The 21899-nt window shown below is 34.0% G+C and carries 22 protein-coding genes and 1 other RNA gene; 14 read left to right on the forward strand and 9 right to left on the reverse strand.

The features are described from left to right. Position 1 precedes the first annotated feature (1 nt). From JF75_RS03850 to JF75_RS03865, 4 genes are all read left to right on the forward strand, one after another. On the forward strand, positions 2 to 784 hold the full coding sequence (locus JF75_RS03850) for an ABC transporter permease (RefSeq protein ID WP_046331917.1): 783 nt from the start codon (positions 2 to 4) through the stop codon (positions 782 to 784). Between the two features lie 100 nt (positions 785 to 884). Continuing rightward, positions 885 to 1088 carry a hypothetical protein gene (locus JF75_RS03855; protein WP_046331918.1) on the forward strand — a complete coding sequence of 68 codons (204 nt, stop codon included), beginning with the start codon at positions 885 to 887 and terminating at the stop codon, positions 1086 to 1088. A 136-nt stretch (positions 1089 to 1224) separates the two neighbouring features. Further along, the gene (locus JF75_RS03860; RefSeq protein ID WP_084600327.1) at positions 1225 to 1596 is read left to right on the forward strand and encodes a cupredoxin domain-containing protein; all 372 of its coding nucleotides are present in this window, start codon (positions 1225 to 1227) and stop codon (positions 1594 to 1596) included. A 13-nt stretch (positions 1597 to 1609) separates the two neighbouring features. Next, on the forward strand, positions 1610 to 3517 hold the full coding sequence (locus JF75_RS03865) for a copper-translocating P-type ATPase (RefSeq protein ID WP_046331919.1): 1908 nt from the start codon (positions 1610 to 1612) through the stop codon (positions 3515 to 3517). A gap of 53 nt (positions 3518 to 3570) precedes the next feature. Here JF75_RS03865 and JF75_RS03870 read toward each other — a convergent pair whose 3' ends face one another. The 7 genes from JF75_RS03870 to JF75_RS03900 form a co-directional block, all read right to left on the reverse strand. After that, entirely contained in the window at positions 3571 to 4290 is a 720-nt protein-coding gene (locus JF75_RS03870; RefSeq protein WP_046331920.1) for a hypothetical protein, read from the reverse strand. Beyond that, positions 4290 to 5021, reverse strand: a complete 732-nt coding sequence (locus tag JF75_RS03875) for a hypothetical protein (RefSeq protein WP_034977608.1) — start codon at positions 5019 to 5021, stop codon at positions 4290 to 4292. Before JF75_RS03875 ends, JF75_RS03870 begins: the two co-directional genes overlap by 1 nt. A 2-nt stretch (positions 5022 to 5023) precedes the next feature. Next, positions 5024 to 5788 (reverse strand): ABC transporter ATP-binding protein, encoded by a 765-nt coding sequence (locus JF75_RS03880; protein WP_046331921.1) that lies wholly within the window; start codon positions 5786 to 5788, stop codon positions 5024 to 5026. A gap of 193 nt (positions 5789 to 5981) precedes the next feature. Beyond that, on the reverse strand, positions 5982 to 8774 hold the full coding sequence (locus JF75_RS03885; protein ID WP_046331922.1) for an FtsX-like permease family protein: 2793 nt from the start codon (positions 8772 to 8774) through the stop codon (positions 5982 to 5984). Positions 8775 to 8786: 12 nt separating this feature from the next. Next, positions 8787 to 9488 carry an ABC transporter ATP-binding protein gene (locus tag JF75_RS03890; protein WP_045927856.1) on the reverse strand — a complete coding sequence of 234 codons (702 nt, stop codon included), beginning with the start codon at positions 9486 to 9488 and terminating at the stop codon, positions 8787 to 8789. A 46-nt stretch (positions 9489 to 9534) separates the two neighbouring features. Then, entirely contained in the window at positions 9535 to 10347 is an 813-nt protein-coding gene (locus JF75_RS03895) for a Cof-type HAD-IIB family hydrolase (protein ID WP_045927857.1), read from the reverse strand. A gap of 140 nt (positions 10348 to 10487) precedes the next feature. Further along, positions 10488 to 12092: an APC family permease gene (locus tag JF75_RS03900; protein WP_379859264.1), complete on the reverse strand. Its 1605-nt coding sequence runs from the start codon at positions 12090 to 12092 to the stop codon at positions 10488 to 10490. A 261-nt stretch (positions 12093 to 12353) separates the two neighbouring features. Here JF75_RS03900 and JF75_RS03905 point away from each other — a divergent pair, with 261 nt between their 5' ends. From JF75_RS03905 to ssrA, 10 genes are all read left to right on the forward strand, one after another. After that, complete coding sequence (locus JF75_RS03905) at positions 12354 to 13082, forward strand: YebC/PmpR family DNA-binding transcriptional regulator (protein ID WP_034977621.1); 729 nt, start codon at positions 12354 to 12356, stop codon at positions 13080 to 13082. A gap of 332 nt (positions 13083 to 13414) precedes the next feature. After that, entirely contained in the window at positions 13415 to 14389 is a 975-nt protein-coding gene (comGA, locus tag JF75_RS03910) for a competence type IV pilus ATPase ComGA (protein ID WP_046331924.1), read from the forward strand. Beyond that, positions 14355 to 15359, forward strand: coding sequence for a type II secretion system F family protein (locus tag JF75_RS03915; protein WP_046331925.1), 1005 nt, complete (start codon positions 14355 to 14357; stop codon positions 15357 to 15359). Before comGA ends, JF75_RS03915 begins: the two co-directional genes overlap by 35 nt. Before the next feature lie 9 nt (positions 15360 to 15368). After that, positions 15369 to 15707 (forward strand): competence type IV pilus major pilin ComGC, encoded by a 339-nt coding sequence (gene comGC / locus JF75_RS03920; protein ID WP_046331926.1) that lies wholly within the window; start codon positions 15369 to 15371, stop codon positions 15705 to 15707. After that, on the forward strand, positions 15697 to 16119 hold the full coding sequence (locus tag JF75_RS03925; protein WP_245190728.1) for a pilus assembly FimT family protein: 423 nt from the start codon (positions 15697 to 15699) through the stop codon (positions 16117 to 16119). Before comGC ends, JF75_RS03925 begins: the two co-directional genes overlap by 11 nt. After that, a complete protein-coding gene (locus JF75_RS03930; protein ID WP_052726868.1) occupies positions 16109 to 16384 on the forward strand; it encodes a hypothetical protein in 276 nt (91 codons plus the stop codon). The genes JF75_RS03925 and JF75_RS03930 overlap by 11 nt, the downstream gene beginning before the upstream one ends. A gap of 10 nt (positions 16385 to 16394) precedes the next feature. Further along, the gene (locus JF75_RS03935; RefSeq protein WP_167334210.1) at positions 16395 to 16877 is read left to right on the forward strand and encodes a ComGF family competence protein; all 483 of its coding nucleotides are present in this window, start codon (positions 16395 to 16397) and stop codon (positions 16875 to 16877) included. Positions 16878 to 17061: 184 nt separating this feature from the next. Next, entirely contained in the window at positions 17062 to 18063 is a 1002-nt protein-coding gene (locus JF75_RS03940) for a class I SAM-dependent methyltransferase (protein WP_046331929.1), read from the forward strand. Between the two features lie 43 nt (positions 18064 to 18106). Beyond that, entirely contained in the window at positions 18107 to 19291 is a 1185-nt protein-coding gene (locus JF75_RS03945; protein WP_046331930.1) for an acetate/propionate family kinase, read from the forward strand. Between the two features lie 299 nt (positions 19292 to 19590). After that, positions 19591 to 19956: a transfer-messenger RNA gene (gene ssrA, locus JF75_RS10255) on the forward strand. A gap of 70 nt (positions 19957 to 20026) precedes the next feature. Here ssrA and JF75_RS03950 read toward each other — a convergent pair. After that, complete coding sequence (locus tag JF75_RS03950; RefSeq protein WP_046331931.1) at positions 20027 to 21139, reverse strand: site-specific integrase; 1113 nt, start codon at positions 21137 to 21139, stop codon at positions 20027 to 20029. Positions 21140 to 21263: 124 nt separating this feature from the next. Continuing rightward, positions 21264 to 21776: a hypothetical protein gene (locus JF75_RS03955; RefSeq protein WP_046331932.1), complete on the reverse strand. Its 513-nt coding sequence runs from the start codon at positions 21774 to 21776 to the stop codon at positions 21264 to 21266. Positions 21777 to 21899 lie beyond the last annotated feature (123 nt).

Genomic DNA, 21899 nt, shown 5'->3' on the forward strand with positions numbered 1-21899 from the left:
TATGAAAAGTAAACTTAAAGTAGTCAAATCGTTAATTAAAATTGCCTTTTTGCAAACCATTAGTTTCAGGTTAGACACATTGTTTGGGATAATCTCTTCTATATTGTGGTTAGGCATTCCTATAGCTTTTTTTAAGGTAATTTATTTAAATGTTGATACTATCGGTGGTTGGACCTACAAAGAATGTCTGTTGCTAGTTGGCGTTTATACTATGCTTGACGGCTTCTTAATGGCTTTCTTGGTCAAATCAATGCCTAAAATGGAAAAAGACATTAGAGAAAGAACCTTAGATTCAATTTTATTAAAACCAATTAATGCTAATGTATATTACTTTTTTAGTGCAATTGAATTTACACAATTAATTAATTCAGTGCTAGGACTATTTGTAATTATTTATGCATGTCAGGGTATAAGTATTAATATAGGCCAGGTGTTGTTATTTTTGCTTTCTTGCGTTTTTGGCTGCATTTTATACTATTCTCTTTGGTATTTATGGACAATTTCGGCATTTTGGTTCCCCACAAATTTTGGCAGAAATGATTTATTTTTAAGTATGATACAAATGAGTCGCTACCCTGCAAGTATTTATCGGGGACTGGGTAATATTATTTTTAATTTTATCCTGCCTTTTGGACTAGTTGCTTGTCCTGCCACAATTATTTTAATAAGACCACGTCAATGGCAAATAATATTATTGCAACTTTTGATAGCTTCACTATTCCTTTTTTTAGACCATTGGGTATGGAATTTAGGCTTGAAGAGATATAATGGAGCAGGTAGATAAAAAGCATTATGAATTTGAATTAAATACTTGCATAGCATTAGAGGTTTTTCTAAAATAATTCTGTTAGTTTTTATTTAGAATATAGGAAATGGGATAGACTTTGAAAGACGAACTTCTTACAATTAGTTTAGATGATACAGTAGTAAAAGCAGCTAAAGCTAACCTGGAAAATTATGGACTTTCTGTAGCAAAGTATCTGCAGTTAATGCTGTTTTTGGCCGCTGATAATAAGGCCGAACTTAAGCAAATAATGGTGGACAAAAATGATCTGACTCATTGGTTAAAGCGATTAGATGCAGATTAATAAGGAAAAACTTACTGAAAAAAATCAGTAAGTTTTTTTTGAGCATTTATGTTTACATTTGTAGATATATAATTTATACTAAACTTAGTTTACAAATGTAGACATTAATAATAAGCTTCAACTGGGAGGAATTATCATGAATAAAATTATTATCTTAGGTTTAGGTCTTGCACTAATAGCTTTTATTGCATGGTGGTTCTTTGGTAGCCATCACGTAGAAGAGGAGAAAGCCACTATGAAGTCAAACAAACAGAGTGTTGATATTGAAGTTAAAGGTGGTTATTCACCAGAAAGAGTTGTTCTTAAAAGGGGAGTACCCGCTACTTTAAACTTTAAGAGAACAGACTCATCCAATTGTTTAGATCATGTTGTATTTTCAGATTTTGGCATAAATCAGAAATTACCTGAAGGCAAAGTAGAAAGGGTTAAAATTGATACTTCAAAACCAGGTGAATATCAATGGGAATGCAGTATGAACATGTTTCATGGTAAGGTAATTGTCAAATAGCTAAGGAAAAAGAATGAAAATTACAACACGTTTTTGGACGTCGCTAATATTATCACTGCCAATGCTTCTGGAAATGATTATTCATCCTTTTACTGGATGGATGTTGCCAGGTGGCGAATGGACCATGCTTATTTTTACAACAATAATTATGTTAATTTCAGCAGGTCCATTTATTACTAGTGCCTGGTCTGCCTTTAAAAAGCACCATTCAAATATGGATACCCTCGTTGCTTTAGGAACATCGATAACTTATATTTACAGTATTTATGCGATGTTTACTAAAAGACCTGTTTTCTTTGAAAGTGCTGCTTTTGTTATTACTTTCGTCTTATTAGGGCAGGTTTTAGAAGAAAAAATGCGAGCAACTGCTTCTGACGCTATGGGGAAATTGCTTAATTTAGGTGCAAAAAATGCCTTAGTAAAGCGCGATGATCAATTTGTCAGTATTCCTATCACTGAAGTTGTGAAGGGCGACTACATACAAGTAATGCCTGGGCAAAAAGTACCAGTTGATGGCAAAATTGTTTCTGGCAATTCAAGCATTGATGAATCTATGGTAACTGGCGAAAGTATGCCAGTTAAAAAAGTGACAGGCGATCAGGTAATAGGAGCTACAATCAATCAAACGGGATCATTTGTAATGCAAGCCCAAAAAGTTGGTAATGAAACGATGCTGGCGCAAATTATTGAGATTGTTAAAAAGGCACAGAACAGTCATGCACCGATTCAAAAATTAACTGATAAGGTTGCAAATATTTTTGTTCCCACAGTTTTGATTATTGCAATTGTAACATTTTTAGTTTGGTATATTTTCCTAGGTAAAAGCATAGCAACTGCATTAGTTTTTGCCGTTGCGGTTATGGTTATTGCCTGTCCTTGTGCTTTAGGGCTGGCAACACCAACTGCATTAATGGTTGGAACTGGTCGTGGTGCCAAAATGGGAATCCTAATTAAAAATGGAGAAATTTTAGAGGCTGCAAACAGCATTGATACTATAGTTTTTGATAAAACGGGAACAATTACCAAAGGTCAACCACAAGTAACAGATATTGTGGGAGATAAAGAAAATGTCCTACAATATGCTGCCAGTTTAGAGAAATTATCTGAGCATCCTCTCGCTCCAGCTGTATTAGCTGCGGCTAAAAAGGCAAAGTTGCAGTTAAAAACGGTAGAAAATTTTACTGTAATTGAGGGATGGGGTGTCACTGGTAAAATTTCTGGTACAAATGTTGCGGTCGGCAGTCCCAAAAAACAAAAAGAAATTAAAATTGCTCCAGAATTAGAAGAGCAAATAGTGGCATTGCAAAATGAGGCAAAAACAGTAGTGTCTGTTGTGCAAGATAATCAAGTGCTGGGTCTAATTGCAATTCAGGATGCTCCTAAAGTGAATGCCAAAAATGCGATAAACTACTTACATCGTTTAGGCTTGAAAACTGTCATGTTAACTGGAGATAATCAACAAGTAGCCCACGCTATTGCAGAACAGGTGGATATCGATCAGGTAATTGCTGAGGTTTTGCCGGTTGATAAAGCAGCAGTTATTAAAAAATTGCAAGAGAAGCACCATGTCGCCTTTGTTGGTGATGGGATCAACGATGCGCCAGCGCTAACCCAAGCAGATGTTGGAATTGCCATGGGTTCGGGTACGGATGTTGCCATCGATGCAGGCGGTATCGTGCTTATCAAAAATGACCTGGAAGATGTTGTTCGCGCTTTGAAACTTAGTCGCAAGACTTTTAATAGGATAAAGCTAAATCTGTTTTGGGCTTTCATTTATAATGTACTGGGTATTCCAGTTGCCGCTGGCGTTTTTGCGGGTGTGGGTCTCACACTTAGTCCGGAAATAGCAGGATTAGCAATGGCCTTTAGTTCATTATCGGTTGTAATCAGTTCAGTTTTATTAGGAAAAACAAAAATATAGATATAAAAAATAGCAGTCGCAAATCTTGCGACTGCTATTTTACTGTGTAAGCTTTAATAATGGTGTTTACCTTTAGCCAGAACTGGCTTGATTTGGCTAATATAAGCTAAAATTCCAATAATGAACCAAATAAATGTAATTAATGCACTGTACATTAAGTTGGCGCTACCAGTTTTGATGTAAGTAACAGGTTCTGCAAAAGGGAATAATAAAGCAATTGCTTTTAACCATTCAGGATAAGCTGAAATTACAACTAGTACTCCTGATACTAATTGGGCTAAACTGCTAAAAATATTCTCCAAAAAGTAAGGATCATTCATTTGCCATGAAATAGCCCAAGATACAAAACCTAAAACGCAGCCATAAATACATAAAAGCGGTAGCATGAGTAAAGCTCGTTCAATAATGACTATGGGAGAGCCGGCTAAGTACAATAAAAATAGGTTAATTAATGCTAAAGTGCAACCTATAATAATGTCCACAATGCATTTAGAAAGCCAATACCTGATACTAAAGGGTCTTTTGGCAATTAATTCAAAGTCAATTTTTAAATCGGCATCATTAATTACAGCAGAACAAAATGTTTCAAGAGCCAGTACTGCAGCATCTATTGCAATTGAACTGATGGCAACATCCCAGTTAAATTGATTAGAATACTGCATATTGATTAATACTAACAGGGCCAGATTTATCATTGGTGTAATAAAGAAATAAGTTAATTTTGTACGCCAATTATTGAGAAAAGAAAGGCCAGAGAATTGTGTAGCAAACATTAGATAATTTTCAGAGCTCCTTTCTTTCTGACAAGATCGTTAATTTTTCTCACTATAATCACAATTAACAAAAGCCAAAGAAGTAAACTGCAAAAATAAGCAGTCCAGTTGAGACTTTTATTATGGGACAAAGAAGCAATTGGTCCAGTTATAGGAATAAACCACTGAGAAAACTTGGTTAAGGGATTCAAAATGGTCTCATTGCCAAATAATCCTGCTAATAACAATATAGGAGTGCCAATTAAGCCCTCATAAACCATTGCATTAGGTGAAAGAGTAAGAAATGAAGAAATTAAAATTCCCATTACTGAGCATCCGATCCACAGTAGAAAAATTAGCAAAATCTGGTACAGAGAAATTTTACCAGTAGCTACTCCTAAAATTTTGGCCAGAATATAAGCAATAGGAAATGAAAATAAACCATAGCTCGAAGCAGGTAAAAGTAAAGTAATTAAAGAAGCTCGCTCGTCATATTGACTGTTTAACAAATATGGCAGCGTTCCTTTGTAACGTTCAAAACCGATACAACCGGCAACGGTTGTACACGAAGTCCACATGCCAAAAATACCACTTTGCAGCCACAATTGTGGATTATTCAAATCGTGAGAAGCATAAGCCATAATATATTGCATCAAGAAAATGGAAACAGTACTAGTGATTGTTAACCAGACAAAGTACTGATCGGAAAGATAATCTTTTACATGAAAGAGGAAAAGACGAATAAAACGCATATCTAATTCCTCCTTAGTTTAGGAGCTATTGCCAAATAAGCTTCTTCCAAATTTTTAGGTTTTTGGTTGATTTCTTTTTCAGCCAAACTTAAAACAGCAGAAACGGTGCCAGTGAAAAAAACTTTTCCTGCACCTAGAATAACTACATTTTTAGCTAGCTTTTCAACTTCTGACATTGTGTGACTTGTTAATAAAATACTAATGCCGGAATCTGCTAATTTTTTAATAGTCTTCTGAACGCTTTGCGCTATTTCAACATCTAAGCCACTAGTAGGTTCATCTAAAAGTAATAAACTTGGATTATTTAACAAGGAACGAGCGATATGCAGTCTCTGCGTCATTCCTTTAGAAAATTTCCCTACCTTTTTATTTGCGACATTATCCAGCTCAACAATAGACAGAACTCGCTGTATTTCTGTTTTTTGCTTACGAAAGGGTACTTTAGCCAGATCCGCAAAAAATTGTAAATTTTGCTTTGCTGTGGCGTTACGGTAAAACCCTAGATCTCCACCAAAAGAAACGCCTATGTTGGGTCTTTTACGAGCAGTAGTAATATCCTGTCCGTTTAAAATTACCTGACCTGAAGTTGGGAGCAAATAACCACCTATAATTGAGACTGTGGTAGTTTTTCCTGCTCCATTAGGTCCTAATAGAGCTAATATTTCTCCTTGATCAATTGTAAAAGAAACATCGTCTAAAGCTTGAAATTTTTGGTTTTTATCTTTATATGTTTCTATTAAATGTTTAACTTGTAAAATATTATTCAATTTTATCTCCAAAATTAATTTGTTGGAACTTCATCAATTAAAAAGGAAGGATGATCAAGTTCTTTATACACGTTAATTTGAAGATCTTGTTGTGAGCATTAAATCTAATGAGTAAAGTATAACATATTTTTATTTAGTTTTTAATTTTTGCAGAAATAAATAGAACTGTTCTTATTAGAGCAGTTCTATTTATTTAATCAACTGATTTTAAAGCTTCAAGCATATCAAGGTCTTTTAATTTTTTGTTAACAATAAATCCTAGAACTATTGTAATGATACCGATAACTCCTAATGGCCACAGAAAACTTGAGACAGATAATGCCGGATTAAACATGACATTGTCAGGTGGCACCACATAAAGAATATAGCGGTAAAGCAAATCTCCTGTGAGGTAACCGACTAAAATGCCAATACCTGTTAAAAGAATAGTTTCGCGATAAATATACATCGTTACTTCATTATCGAAGAAACCTAAAACTTTGATGGTTGAGAGTTCGCGAATTCTTTCGGCAATATTGATGTTGGTCAAATTATATTGAATTACAATTGCTAAAAGTCCGGCAACTACAATCAAAACAACCATGATCAAGTTAAGAGATTTTACCACCACGTCAAGCTCTTGGCTAACTGCAGTGTTTTGCACCACACCTGCTACACCATTAAGAGCCATAAATTGCGCAGCGATTTTTCTCGTGTTTTTACGAGTGGAATTTTTTAAGTTAACCAGGTATGCATTTGATGTGAACCGTTTGTTAAAAACTTTCTGGTATTGCGTTTTGTTCATGAAGACGAAGTGTCCCATGTACATTTCAGTGATGCCAGCTACTTTCATTTTCCGAGGACGGTTATTCTTATCCGTTAAAGATATATAGTCACCTTTGTTTACCTTGAGCAATGTTGACAAGCGTTCTGAAATAATAACCCCGTTGTTTGATAAGTGCAACGTCTGCTTAGTTTTACGATCATTTAAATGAACATAGTTCTTCAGCACTTTGCTAGAAGAAGGAGCGATTAAGGTAATATCTTGTGTATCACCAGTCTTACCAGCAGTTTTAGACATTGACTCATAGTAAATTGGTGTTTCTGACTTAATGCTGTTTTCTTTTAACTTGGTATTTAAAGTTTTGTGCTGGTGGGGTGAAATATCAGGCTTTTGGGCCACAATCATGTTGTAGTGAATGAGATCATTGAATTGCCGGTTATTCATATTAGTAATCGAATTTTTTACAGCAAAACCGGCAAAGAGCATGGTAGCGGCACCACAAACACCAAAAATAGTCATCAGCATGCGCTTTTTATAACGAAAAATATTACGGGCAGTAACTTTATGAGTAAAGCTGAGATGGTTCCAAATAAAAGGTATTCTTTCCAGTAATATTTTAGAACCTGCTGCAGGAGGCTTAGGTAGTAGTAATGCGGCCGGTTTTTCCCTAAATTCATTTTTAGCAGTTAAGTATGCAGGCAAAACGGAACTGATCCAAGATAGTATTAGAGCAATCAGACTGATTTGCCAGTGAAAGTGTAATTCGATTGGCGGGATCGTGATGGATTTGTAATAGGCATGATAAACAATTTGTGGCATCAAAGTGTGTCCCAAATAAATGCCCAAAATTGTGCCGATTGTACCTGAAATAAAGCCATAAGCGATGAATTTATTAATTATGACCTGATCATTATAGCCTAGGGCTTTCATTGTACCGGAATTGATTCTTTCCTCATCAATAAAGCGGTTCATTGTAGTAAAGGTAACTAATGCCGCAACGAAGTAGAGAAAAATAGGGAATACTTTAGCTAAGTCTTCGACCACTTGTGCAACAGTTGTATAAACTAAATTACCTTCACCGCCTGGTAGCTCGCGCCGATTGTATACGCTATAGCTTGGTAGAGCCAATTTCCGCAATTGCTTTTTAGCTTTGCTGATTTCTTCTTTGGCTCTTTTAATTTTATTATTGGCACTAGCAGATTTACGGGCAAAGATCTTTTTTTCTTGCTGCAACTTTTGCTCACCTGTAGCAATTTCTTGTTGAGCTTGTTGTAGTTGTATTTTTGCAGCTTGAGGTAAATTAGCTCCAGCATTTTCGGCCTGCGCTATTTGCGCATTTAACTTACTTTTTTGGCGGGCTAGTTGTTTTTCAGCAATATTAATTTGCTCACTAGCAGTCTGTAATTTCTGCTCTGCTTGGTGAATTTTCTTTTCTTGCGGTGCAATTTTTTTGTTAGCAGCAGACAATATTCTTTTTTGTCTTTGACTGGTGCTGTTTTTCAGAGTATCTTGTAAAACTTTTTTATGGTGCTTAACTCTACTAGTGTAGACTTTGCCATAAGAGTCGAGGCCACGTAAGTTCTTGTATCTTAGGTTGGCCACTGTATAAACCCTATGATTAAAAGCATTAGGACTGACTACTGCATAACCTTTAAGTTCTCCAGTACCACTGTTACTTTGCCCTAAGTTTACATTTGATAAAATTTGACTGGACCGAACGAAACCTGTGATTTTGAAGCTTTTTCGTTTTAGCAGAGTGCTTCCTAAAATATTCTTCTTCTCTGTAAAACTGATATTGTGGCCAATTTTATATTTATGTGAATAATGATCTGCCAAAGCAATTTCATTTGTTTTTACCGGCAAACGACCTTTACGCAATTCATATTTTCCTACTGATTTTGGTTTTGAAAAAATACGAAAACTTTCTTGACTATTTTTGACGACTGTATCTGTCATGTAGCCAAATTCAACGGTTTGCAAACCTTTAGTTTGTTTTATTTTTTGTCTATCTTTTTGATCTAGACCATAATTACAGATAACAGTGAGGTCAGCTGTTTTTAGTTTTTGCGCATAGTGATTGCCGGTATCACGCATATCAGGCCCTGTCACCATTAAACCAACTAAAGCAAATGCACCAATCATCATTAACCCCATGATAGAAACAAATTGTCCCTTGGTATGTTTAATCGAGCGCCAAAAATCTTTCAGAATAACTTTATTCATGATTAGCCTTTTCTACCATTTAACACTGGCAACATCTGCCGGATTCGTGTTCTCTTCAATTTGAGTAACTTTGCCGTCATGAAAGTGAATCACACGGTTAGCAAGAGGAGCTAAAGCACTATTATGAGTAACTATCACTACTGTAGTACCATTGTCACGACTCATGTTGATAATGGTTTGCAAAACGCTTTTTCCAGTTTGATAATCAAGTGCACCTGTTGGTTCATCACAAAGTAAAATTTTGGGGTTCTTGGCAATTGCCCGAGCAATTGCCACTCTTTGTTGTTCACCACCTGAAAGTTCTGCAGGAAAATTATTAATGCGGTTTTTAAGACCAACATCTATCAAAGTTTTGACCGGATCGAGTGCATCTGGAACTATTTCCGATGCCAATTCTACGTTTTCTCTTGCTGTTAGGTTTTGAATTAAATTATAAAATTGAAAAACAAAACCAATGTCAGTGCGGCGATAGCCAGTTAATTGTCTTTTATTGTATTTGGCAATATTTTTGCCATCAATAATAACATCCCCGGAACTATTAGTATCCATTCCGCCCAAAATATTTAAAATCGTGGATTTACCTGCTCCTGATGCACCTAAAATAATAGCCAATTCACCTTTTTCCACGGTAAAACTGACATCATTATTGGCTAATATTTCAGTATCTCCAGTTTGATAGCGTTTGTAGTTGTGTCTTACGTCAATATAACTCATGAAAATCTGTCCTTATTGATTTTAAAATAACTGATATAAACTTATTTTAATCTAGAAAACTTTCTAATACTTGTAAAACGCCCATGTCATTATTTGATGGTGCTTCATATTTTGCAATCTTTTTAAGTTTTTCATGACCGTTTTTCATCGCATAACTGTACCCAGCCAATTCAATCATTTCACGGTCATTCATGCCATCTCCAAACGCTATGAGTTCTTCTGGCTTAACATTAAAATACCTCAAAAAATATTTAATGCCTTGCCCTTTATTAACATTGTTGGGCATAACGTCAATATTATCGAAACCACTGGTAGTACAGTGAATATGTTCAGGGTTTGTTTGATTGAACTTTTTTTCTAGTTCGCCAGCGAGCTTGGAAGAACAGTTTAGAGTTAGCTTTGTTAAACTATCGCTTGTAGGGATATCAACTAATTTTGCAATTTCGACTACATTGGGGTAAAAGAAATGCATCATATTTTTGAATTGAGTCGGGGCTTTTTTGTTAATATAAGAATGATCTAACCCACTAGCAGCAATATGTACTTGTGGATAATTATTTTCAATAAAACTGATCAGTTTAATACCCGTTTTATAGGTAAAAACGTGACGAACAATTATTTTATTGTCTTGAGTGAGAATTGAACCATTATCAGCTACAATATCAATTCTGTCCAAGAAATCAAAGAAATCTTGGCGCAACCGTGATAATGGTCTGCCACTGGAAACAATAAAATGAACGTGGTGTTGCCTCAATTTAGTTAAAACTTTTTCAAAGCGTTGATGATCATATTGTTTGTCATCATTTTCAAAAGTACCGTCCATGTCTACTGCTACAGCTTTAAAGGGAATATGTGTCATTTTAATCTCCTTAATATAAGTTCTCAGGTATATTATATAGTAATTATTGTCAGGTTTAACTCCAGATATTCATTAATTTAAAAGCAAAATAAAAGCAAAAGCAGAAATGTTATTAGCAACATTCCTGCTTTTATCTATATTTATTTAGTTGTAATGGGTTTTCTTTTGCCAACTAGCCAGCAGATTAAAATTGCGAATACTGTTTCGATAAGAATCAAAAAGATATTTATACCAATTTTTACCTGACCAAAATTAATGACCGCATTATTAAATAAAGCATTTTTTTCGCCTAAATAAAGGTCAAAGATAATTGAACCAATGATTAAGATGAACATAGTGATCCACTGTTTGCGGTTAAATGCAATGCCATACTCTTCTTCACGACGTCTGATGCTTGGTAATATCACACCTAAGCCAATTAAAACAATAATGGCAATTATGTTGATGATTAGTTCATACCACCAATAACCGCTGAATTTTTTTATATCTTGTGGTGCAATGCCTAAGATAGTAGCTGCAGCAGTAACTATTAATAAAAATAGTCCAGCCAGATATCCTAATTTATCATTTTTAATAAAGACATAGTCTGAAGTAAACTTTTTAGAGTTTTTCCTAATTTGCATGAAGGAGAAAAATATCCAGCAAGTTACTCCCGGTGAGATGATGCCATTCAGGTTTAGCAGCCAATTGAAAATGTCGTTCATGTCTGGTAAAAAGATACCTAAGAGCATGATAAATGCCGATAAAGAAACGGTTAATACGTAACCATTGATCGGCAGACCATTTTTATCTTTTTTCTGTAAAAATTTAGGCATGTACTTATCACCAGTATCGGAAATAAGCATTCTGGTCATCGCGTCAAGTAGTACTGCTAATAAAGCAGCGTTGTAGAAAACAGAAGTCCAAGCCCAGACATAAAGCAAAGTTTTGCCTAAGCCGTATTGGTGTCCGACCATGTCAAATACGTAATAAGCTCCGTTCATTTTTAAATCGTTGGGAATATGATAACTGTTAAAATATATTCCCAGTGCAAATGAACCAAAAACTGTTAAAAAAATAGTCATTAAAGCAAGTGCAATCATTGCTTTAGGAAAATCAGACTTAGGCTTTTTCATTTTGGTCACATAAGGAGCAACCAGTTCACAGCCATTTAAGGCATAAATGAGCATTGCGATAGTTGTCCAATAATGCATGTCAAATTTGGGAATTAATGTCCGCCAGGTAAACGGTTGGGTAGCCATATGACCTCCTGATTTTGCCAGTCCTAGAAATGCCAGGAAAACAAACATCAAGGTCATAATAAGCATGAGGCCACCGCCAATAGTAGATAAAACTTCCATTGAGTGCGAAAAGTAATGTTCAACAATAATGAAAATAATAAACATGGCAAATGTCATTAACGCAAATTTTGTGTTAGAAATTTGGCTTTGAAACTTTTCCGAACCTGTCAGTGCCCAACCAATGTCAACTATAATTTCATTAGCAGAATCAACCGCATAGGGAATGGAAGCAGCCCAGTAAGTCCAGGCTGTAAAATATCCCAGAAATTCGCCATTAGTTCCACGAACCCAAGAAGATAAACCGCCACCTTCACTGTTGAAAACAGATCCCAGTTGCCCAACCATTAAAGAATAAGGAATAACATAGAATAAACACATGATAATCCATGAAGTAACAACTGGCATTCCTTGGTTTTGGAAGTTGTACATTATATCGTCTAACCCAATAACGGTACAAAAAGCCATCAAGGTTAAAACGGGCCAAGAAATATATTTTTTATTTGCATTTATTTCTTCCACTAAAGTTCTCTCCTTTGAAAAACAACTAATGTTTTTATTTTACTAATTAAATAAAAAGATGACCAGAGGCTAGAGAAACTTATTTTAATGAAAGCACATTCATATTTAATTAAAAAAGCAGGAGAAATAGTTGCTTGTATTGAAATTTATGGTCCTGTGCGGTAAGATAATAACGTTAATGATAAGAAAAGAAAGAAGGATTCTTAAATGTCAGGACACTCAAAATGGCACAATATTCAAGGCCGCAAGAATGCACAAGACGCAAAGAGGGGTAAGATTTTCCAAAAATTATCTCGTGAAATTTACATGGCTGCAAAGAATGGTGGTCCTGACCCTTCCGGAAATCCTAACTTGCGCATGGTAATGGACAAGGCCCATGCTAACAATATGCCTAAGTCAAATATTGACCGTGCTATTAAAAAGGCAGAAGGCAATTCAGAAGAACATTATGATGAAATTACTTATGAGGGTTATGCACCAGGTGGTGTGGCTATCTTTGTTGAAGCACTGACTGATAATAAGAACCGGACAGCTTCTGCAGTTAGAGTAGCGTTTACTCGTAATGGTGGTTCTTTAGGAGCAACTGGTTCTGTTGCTTATATGTTCAATCGTAAAGGTTATATTGTCATTGATCGCACAACCACTGATGCTGATGAAGATCAGATGTTACTTGACGTTATGGATGCTGGTGGAGATGACTTGCAAACTAGCGATGATGCTTATGAAATTTATACAGATCCGAAACAATTTGCACAAGTTCGGGATGCACTTGAAAAAGATGGTTATAAATTAGCCAATGCAGAGTTGACAATGATACCTGAAAATACCACGCCTGTGCCAGATGACAAAAAAGAGCAATTTGACCATTTAGTTGATGCTCTAGAAGATGACGATGACGTTCAGAATGTCTATACGGCTGCAGCTGACGAAGAATAAGAAAATATTTATTTAATTTAATGGGTTCTCTAGAATCGAAAATTCGATTTTAGAGAATTTTTTATGTCTAAAATTATTTTTTAATTTTTCTGCCTTGTCTTCTTTCATAAGTATGTTTTTAAATCGTATTATGAATGAGTATTTAATGAGTAAAAGCAGCACTAACGTACGGCTTTTTTGTTTGAGTAAATAAAATTTAATCAAAGCCTGAATAATTTCTGATATCTATTTTATAAATTTAATTGTGAAGATTTCCAGTCTTTTTTAAATATATCTGAAAAAAATTTGCTTTTTTGCGTAATTAATTATGGTAGCAAGGAAAGGAGGTTTTTATGAAAATCAAAGCAGCTGTTAATTCTTTAATTGAAGATGCGATAAATGAGCATGCGAGCGACATTTTCTTTTTAATAGTTGGTGATAATTTAGTTGTTAAATTTCGCACAATAACTGGCTTAGAAAATCAAGCTGAATATTCCATAAATGAAGGCAAAGAAATGATCAATTTTTTGAAATTTGCTGCTCAAATGGATATTGCCGAACATCGCAGGCCACAGGTAGGAGCTTTTGAGTATCATTTTCATGATCAAATATATTATCTGCGTTTATCCAGTATTGGAGACTTTAATGACTGTGAATCACTGGTAATTAGAATTATTTATCAAATAAATACAGGTGAATATTTTTTTGATGAGCAAATAGAAATTCTGAAAACTTTGGCGCATCAAAGAGGATTAATAGTCACTAGTGGTCCAACTGGCTCTGGTAAGACTACAACTATGTATAACTTGGCCAAAATGATTGGTCAGAATCAGATGGTCATGACAATTGAAGATCCAGTGGAAATACATGAAATAAATTTTTTGCAAACGCAGGTTAATCTCACGGCAGAAATTACATATTCCAGGTTGCTTGAAGCAGCTTTGCGCCATAGACCAGATATTTTAATAATTGGTGAAATTAGAAATGCGATAACGGCAAGGCTTGCAGTAGATGCTGCTTTAAGTGGTCATCTTGTTTTAGCAACTGTCCATGCTAAAAGTACTTTGCAGACCATTTCGAGATTAGAAAGTCTGCAGATTAACACGGCGGATCTCTATAACTGTTTGACCGCAGTCAGTTATCAACGACTATTGCCAACTGATAAAGGTTTTGCCTGCTTAATGGACATTGATTGTGGAAGCCAATTACGAGCGGACATAAGCAAGCATAAGCGAGGTGATTATGTTAATTGGCACCAAAATATGGTCAAGCTAAAGGAGAGGAATCAAATTAGTGAACAGGTCTTTGAAAAATTTCAGGCAGGATAAATTATCAAATAAAGAGCGCTTAGAATTTCTTGAATATTTACAAAATAGTTTGTCAAATGGCTTTTCATTAAATACGAGTTTGGAAATGATGCCAATAATATGGCCTCAAAAGAAAATTTTATTTAATAGTTTGAGTAAAAGAATTCAGTCTGGAAAGAAATTAAGTTCTGAAATGTTGAATTTGGGCTTTCCCAAGACTATTGCTACTCAGATTGAGCTATCGATGGTACAGGGAAACCTAATTGAATGTTTAACCCAAATTGCAACTCTTACTCGTTTGAAACATGAGCAAATAAAAAAGTTGAAATCTGAAATGACATACCCTTTTATTTTAGTGTTAATGATGATTTTTCTTCTATTATTTATGCAGACTTTTGTATCTAATCAGTTTGCTGAAACAGGTGAACATACTGGAGACTATCTGCTATTGCTTTTATTAATTTTGAGTTTAGGCTTAGTTTATTTTATGAGCAGAATACTTCTGCTACTAAGAAAACAAGATTATCGCTCTTTGAAGAGACTTAGTGGCTTTCCAATTATCGGGCCGTTAATTCAAATTTATGTGAAATATATCCTGATCTATGATACCGGACTACTACTAGCTAGTGGTTTTTCCTTACAAAAAATTTGTGACTATTCAGCCATGCAAGTTAAGGGATCTTTACAACAATATGTAGGGAAAAAAGTCGGTAGACAGCTGTCTCAGGGGATGAATCCTGAAGAAATCATAGAAAAAGAGCAATTTTTACCTAATGAAATTTTATTGCTGTTAAAAGCCGGAGCAACAAGAGATGACTTGAGTAAAAAGTTTTTATTATTAGGACGTTCTTTTTTTAATGATTTAACACAAAAGATTGAGAAATTAATAGTAAATGTTCAACCCATTTGTTTTATTTTAATCGGTTTATGCATTATTGGATTATATTTGAAACTTTTATTGCCAATGTATGCAATGATGCAAGAAATATAGGAGGAAAAAATGAAAAACATTTTGACAAAATTTGCACCTAAGAAACGCAAGGTAAAAGGGTTTACTTTAATTGAAATGGTAGTAGTGGTTGCAATTATAGTTATGTTGCTTATAATCATTGCACCAAATTTAACAAAGCAAAAAAATAGTGCTAAAGAAAGGACTAATGATGCTTTTAAAACAACCTTGCAAACTCAAGCTACACTTTACGAAGATGACAAAGATCGTAATGGTAAAGAAATTAATTTTCAAAATATGTTTGATGATGGCTATTTAACTAAAAAACAATTTACAAAGTCTAAAAACTATACGGTTACTGATGGTGTAGTTGAAAGAAATGCTAAATAAGTTCAAATTACAGGGTTTTACTCTAGTTGAAATGGTTGTTACCCTCACTATTACGCTTGGTTTAGCTGGTTTAGGTGCTCTAAAAATAAATGAATATAGAGAAAAACTAATACTTGAAAATACAGTTAAAGAAATTAAGAGCTCTATTGAACATGCAGCAAGAAGATCAGCAATACAAAATCGCACAAGTATAGTTAGATATTATCCTTCTTTAAAAGAAATAATAATTACCGGAGGAAAAAAGCCGCAGATAATAAAAATAGAACCACAAATAAGTATAAGCAACTTAAGCCTATTGAAAATTTCAATTAGTGGTTCATTACCACCACACACAATCACTGTTAGTAACCATCAAGATACTCGAAGAGTGAAGCTGCAAATGACCTGGGGACGAGCAATTGATGACAAATAGGAAAAAAAGCGGTTTTTTGATGGCAGAGAGTATGGTTGGTTTAATGATTGCATTAGTAAGTGTTGCAACTTTAGCATTAACTGTGAGAGAAAGTAGAATAATCGAGCGCAGAATAGAGCAAAAAACAGATCGAGCATATGCTTGGCGCGTTTTAAAAGAGCATGAAATAAAAAGAATATTAGTTCATGATCACATTTATGAGCTTAGTGGTAAAAATAGCATTTATGATAAAACAGAAGAAAAGATATACAAAATTAAAAACTAAGGGCTTTATTTTGGCAGAAGCTGTGTTTGTGGTCTTTATAACATTGATCGTAGTACTGATTCTACAGAACTTATTAAAAAGTCTTACATTAGCAAATAAAGTTCAACATCGCACTGACGACATTGTATTTTCTTACGTGCAGCTAAACCGATTTATTAAGGGCAAAAGTAGCCAAAGAGTATTTACTTTACCAGAGAGATCCAATTCTGAAAAAGCAGTTTTTGAAAAAATTGATGCGCAAGGAAACGATACAATATATCGTTTGACACAATATAAAAAGATGTTACGTGTGACAACTCCTGAAGGTGGACACATGCCGCTATTATTAAATGTAAAAAAGTCCAGTTTTACCACTAGAGATAAAATGTTGCAAATAAATGTTACGGAAGCAGATGGCAGAAAATCAGAGTTATATTTCAAATTTGGCACTAGACCAAAAAATAAAGAAAAGGAATTAAATGAGCAAAAACAAAAGTCTAAGACTAAAAGCTAACGCGTTTCTTAGCAGCATTCTGGTATTAATCACTTGTTTAATTTTTATTCAATTTTATCTGGATATTTATCAAGAAAGTATGGAAAATGATTTTTTATTAATTGAATATTTAATTAATGATTGATTCTCTTGCTCTAATTACCTTTTTTCTATTAAAATGTTTAAGAGATAAGGGGAATAAGCAATGGATAAAATTGAAAAACTGTTTAATGATTTCTTAGACTGTGTTAAGTGTTTACAAGAGGCATTGAATGTCTCTTTTGGGGATGCTCTGACAGAAACTTTTGATAACCTTGAAAATAAGCAAATTAAAGTTGAGCTGGGTGCTCCCGATAAAAAAACTATTCAAGAATTGAGTCACAAATATGCAAGATTAAAATATAATAAACTTTCCAATAAATTAAAGTTGCAGATTTTTACTTATTTAACTTTAAAAGCGGTTAATGAAGATGGACTAGATGTCAATCAAATGCCAACACCGCCAGCGATTTCAACAGTGATTGCAATGTTTATGTTAAAACTTTTACCAAAAGAAAAATTGATAATCACTGATCCAGCAATTGGAACTGGGAATTTATTGTTTTCTGTGATTAATCAGTTGAAAAGTGCAAATCATTCGAAGTCTGATTTTGAACTTTATGGTATTGATAATGATGAAGAAATGTTGAGCTTTGCTGATATTGAAGCTCATTTGAGTAATATTGATATTGAATTGTTTTGCCAGGATGCTTTAACTCCCTGGATGTTTAACAGCCCTGATGTTGTCGTAAGTGACTTGCCAGTTGGTTATTATCCACTTGATAAAAATGCAAAAAATTTTGCTACCAAATCTGAAAATGGTCACTCGCTTGCTCATCTTTTATTTATTGAACAGATTATTAAAAATCTTAAAGCCGGCGGTTATGCTTTCCTGATTGTGCCACAAAATATTTTGTCTGGCAAAGGTGGTAGTGACTTTATGCCATGGCTAAGTGATAAAGTTTTTCTGCGTGCAATAATTGAGTTACCCGATAGTGCCTTTCAGAATAAATTTAATCAAAAATCAATTGTAGTCTTTCAAAATCATGGAAAAGATATCAGAAATAGTGAAGTTTTTCTCACAAAGTTAGACTCATTTAAAAGTGAACAGGACCTAATAAAGCTTAATGTTAAACTAAATGAGTGGTATACTAAAAACATTGATTGATTTGTGAAATTTATAAAGTCATGTTTATGGAGGAATTAGATTTATGAAAAAAGTTTTAGCAATCAACTCAGGCAGTTCTTCATTTAAATATAAGTTGTTTGCTTTACCTGAAGAAAAAGTTTTAGCAAGTGGACTTGCTGACAGAGTTGGTATTGATGGCTCTTCCTTTGAAATTGAATTGGCTAATGGTGAAAAACACGCTGAGGATGTAGCAATTCCAGATCAGGAAACTGCTGTTAATTTGCTGCTTAAGGCTTTAAAAGAATATCATGTGATTAGCGATTTGAGTGAAATTGTAGGTGTTGGTCATAGAATAGTTGCGGGGGGAGAAGACTTTAAAGATTCTGCTCTGATTGATAAGAAAAATCTACAAAAAGTTTATGATTTAAAGGAATATGCACCACTTCATAATCCAGCTGAAGGTAAAGGAATTGAAGCCTTTATGAAGTTGCTACCTGGTGTTCCGGAAGTAGGCGTTTTCGATACCTCATTCCATCAGACTTTGGATCCTGTACATTATATGTACTCAATTCCTTATCAATATTATGAAAAATATGGTGTTCGCAAGTATGGTGCTCATGGCACTTCTGTTCGTTATATTGTTGGTCGTGCTGCTCAAATGCTTGGTAAAGATGCCAAAGATTTGAGGCTGATTGTTTGTCACCTTGGCTCAGGAGCTTCAATTACTGCAGTTAAAGATGGCAAGTCTTTTGATACATCTATGGGCTTCACTCCATTAGCAGGTATCACTATGGGTACTCGCTCAGGTGATGTGGACCCGTCTGTTTTGCAGTATATCATGAATAAAGACCATATTGATATCAACGAAATGATTGACATTTTAAATGATAAGTCTGGCCTGCTGGGAATTTCTGAAATTTCTTCTGATATGCGTGACTTAGAGAATAATTCTGATAAAAAAGCTGATCTTGCAAGAGCAATTTTTGTTAATCGTGTTATCCAATATATTGGTTCTTATATGGTGGAAATGAAGGGTGCAGATGCAATTATTTTCACCGCTGGTGTAGGGGAGCATGATTCTGGTATTCGTGAAAATGTTATGAAATCTTTTGAATTCATTGGCTTAAAGCCAGATTTAGAAGCTAATAAATCTAATGGCGAGAAATTTATTACTAAACCAGATTCAAAGATCAAAGCTCTAATTATTCCAACTGATGAGGAATTAATGATTGAACGTGATGTTGTTCGATTAGCACATTTAAATTAATAATATAGAAAAATAGATGAACCGTTAAGAAACTTTCTTAGCGGTTTTCTTTTACTTTGAATTGGCATTTTATGGCAGGCTAGGTTTAATAGTATTGCACTAACCAATATTTAATAGTAATTTAGTGCGCAGTTAAGACAAAATACTATATATTCTATAAGAATTTTTATCAAGTACAATTTATTGTGTAAATAAATGTTTAAAAAATATTTTTAATTAAATTTAATTTTATAGTTCTGCGTTTGATTTATTATTAGGCAAGATTGCTATATTATGCTATAATTGTTTTTACCCAAAGCGGGGGTGTTTTGGGATTCGACAGGCGTAGATTCGCATTGACTGCGGTTCGTAGGTCACGTCTACGTAAAAACGTCACAGTTTTATAACTGCAAATAAAGAAAATTCTTACGCATTAGCTGCCTAGTTTAGGCGCATGTGTTGCTTGTTTTCGAATTACTCACGTTTGAATGCAAGTATCAACTTAGTGAGTTACGTTTAACTACCTCATCTGAATAGTTAAAAAGAGTCATTTCAGGTTAGCTAGTCCATACTAGCCCTGTTATATGGCGTTTTGGACTAGTGAAGTTCAAATAATATAACTATGATCGTAGATGTCAGTGACGGAATGCGTTTGGACAGGGGTTCAATTCCCCTCACCTCCATAAATAAAAGCCTCTAACCGTTGTGGTTAAAGGCTTTTTATGTATTGATGTTCGCTAAATGCTCGCTGACTTGTTATATTTCATCAAGCACTTTGACAATTTGACTATCAGATTTCTGTTTAAGTTCATCCAACATGTAAGCATATGTATTAGCTGTAATACTCATATTTGAATGACCTAATCTCTTTGAAATAGAGTATAGATCTACTCCCTTAAATAAAAGCAATGCTACATGGGTATGTCTTAGGCTGTGGAAATGGAAACCTTTCTTCTTAATTCCTAATTTATCTAATTGTTTTCGTAAAACTTTATTAACTGCATTTGAAGTAGGAATGGTACCTGCACTATCAATAAACAATCTTTGATGATTATTTACTTTTAATTGTTTTAATATGTCTAATAGTTTCTGATCAACTTTGATTACTCTAGTTGAAGTTTTATTTTTGGTTTCTTTATTAATCTCATTAGAATCATAATTAATAATTTTATTATTATCATAATCCCAGGACTTGGTAATATGTATTTCAAGATGATTAAAATCTATATCGTCCCAAGTTAAAACTCTTATTTCTCCTGGCCTCATGCCAGTATAGATAATTGTTAATAGCATATATCGACTGACATATGATGGCTTAATATCTTTAAGTAACAGAGTCTTTAATTGCTGAACTTGCTTAAAATTGAGATATTCTATTTTTCTTGTTTTGTCTTCGTTCCAAGTTAAATTAATTCTATCAGTGAAATTAATTCTAACTAAGCCATCACTTACAGCATCCTTTACGCAGCTTCTAATTGTACCGTTAGTTTTCTGAACTGTATCTTTTGCATGATTTTTACCATAGCCATTAAGAAAGTCCTGATATTTATTACGGGACATTTTTGATAACTTAGTTTTGCCAAAGGTTTCTTTTAAAAGTAGGTAAATATGGGCATATCTATTTTTGGTATTATTTGATTTTCCTGGAGCTTTGTAACGTTCATACCATTCTTCAAAATAATCTGCAAAAATTGGATCTTGATCTGATATTAAGTTTTTGTCTTTAGCGACTTCAAATTCATTAGCCCATTTTTTAGCTTGCATTTTTGTTGCAAAGCCACTTTTAGTCTTGTATTTGCGTTTATTTTGTTCGTCATACCAAGATACCTGAGCCTGCCAAGATTTACCACGTTTTTTAATATAAGCCATTTTAAATTTTATCTCCTATGTTATAATAGGGTATGCAAAAGGGCATAACCCTGTTGTTTTTAAGCTATTAAGAACTAGTTTTCCAAGCGTATTCTTAAAAGCTTTTTTATATTACAATAAAAAATTATTTTATATTAACTTTAAATTTAGCTGATTTAGAATCAAAATCAGTTAACGGTTTAAAATGCAACTCAAAAGAACCAAGCTTTTTTGTTCCAAAACCAGTTATAACGTCTGCTTCTTTGCCTGGAGCAATTGAATCAAGTGTAGTATCGTTTACTGGATAATCTTTAAGTTTCGAATTATCAGGGCCATATGCATCTACATCGCCACCAATAGGTAGATCTTTTTTGCTATCATTCTTCACATGGTAGACTATTTTAATTACATTTTTAGGCTTGCTATCCTCAAATTCATTGCGTTCACTAGTTTTAGCTGCTGATTTGAGTGTGTATTCCACCTTACCAACTTTTACAGTATCACCTTTTTTGTAGAACTTAATTTTAGGCTGTGCCTTTTTCTTTGAAGATTTAGTTACTTTTGTTCCGCCTTGAGTGTCGTTATTAGAACTACTGCAAGCCGTTAATGATACTGCTGCTAAAATTGTAGGAGTCATTACTAGTAATTTCTTATTCATCATTTCCTCCTAAAAACATTTACCTTAGGTTTTTTATCGCTGGCTTTATGGACAAATCTTAAGAAAATTTGCTATTCAATTTATATATATTTATTATACTAAAAATAAATCAAAAAACGATCT

The sequence above is a fragment of the Lactobacillus kimbladii genome, from assembly GCF_000970755.1.
GTDB classification, from domain to species: Bacteria; Bacillota; Bacilli; order Lactobacillales; family Lactobacillaceae; genus Lactobacillus; species Lactobacillus kimbladii.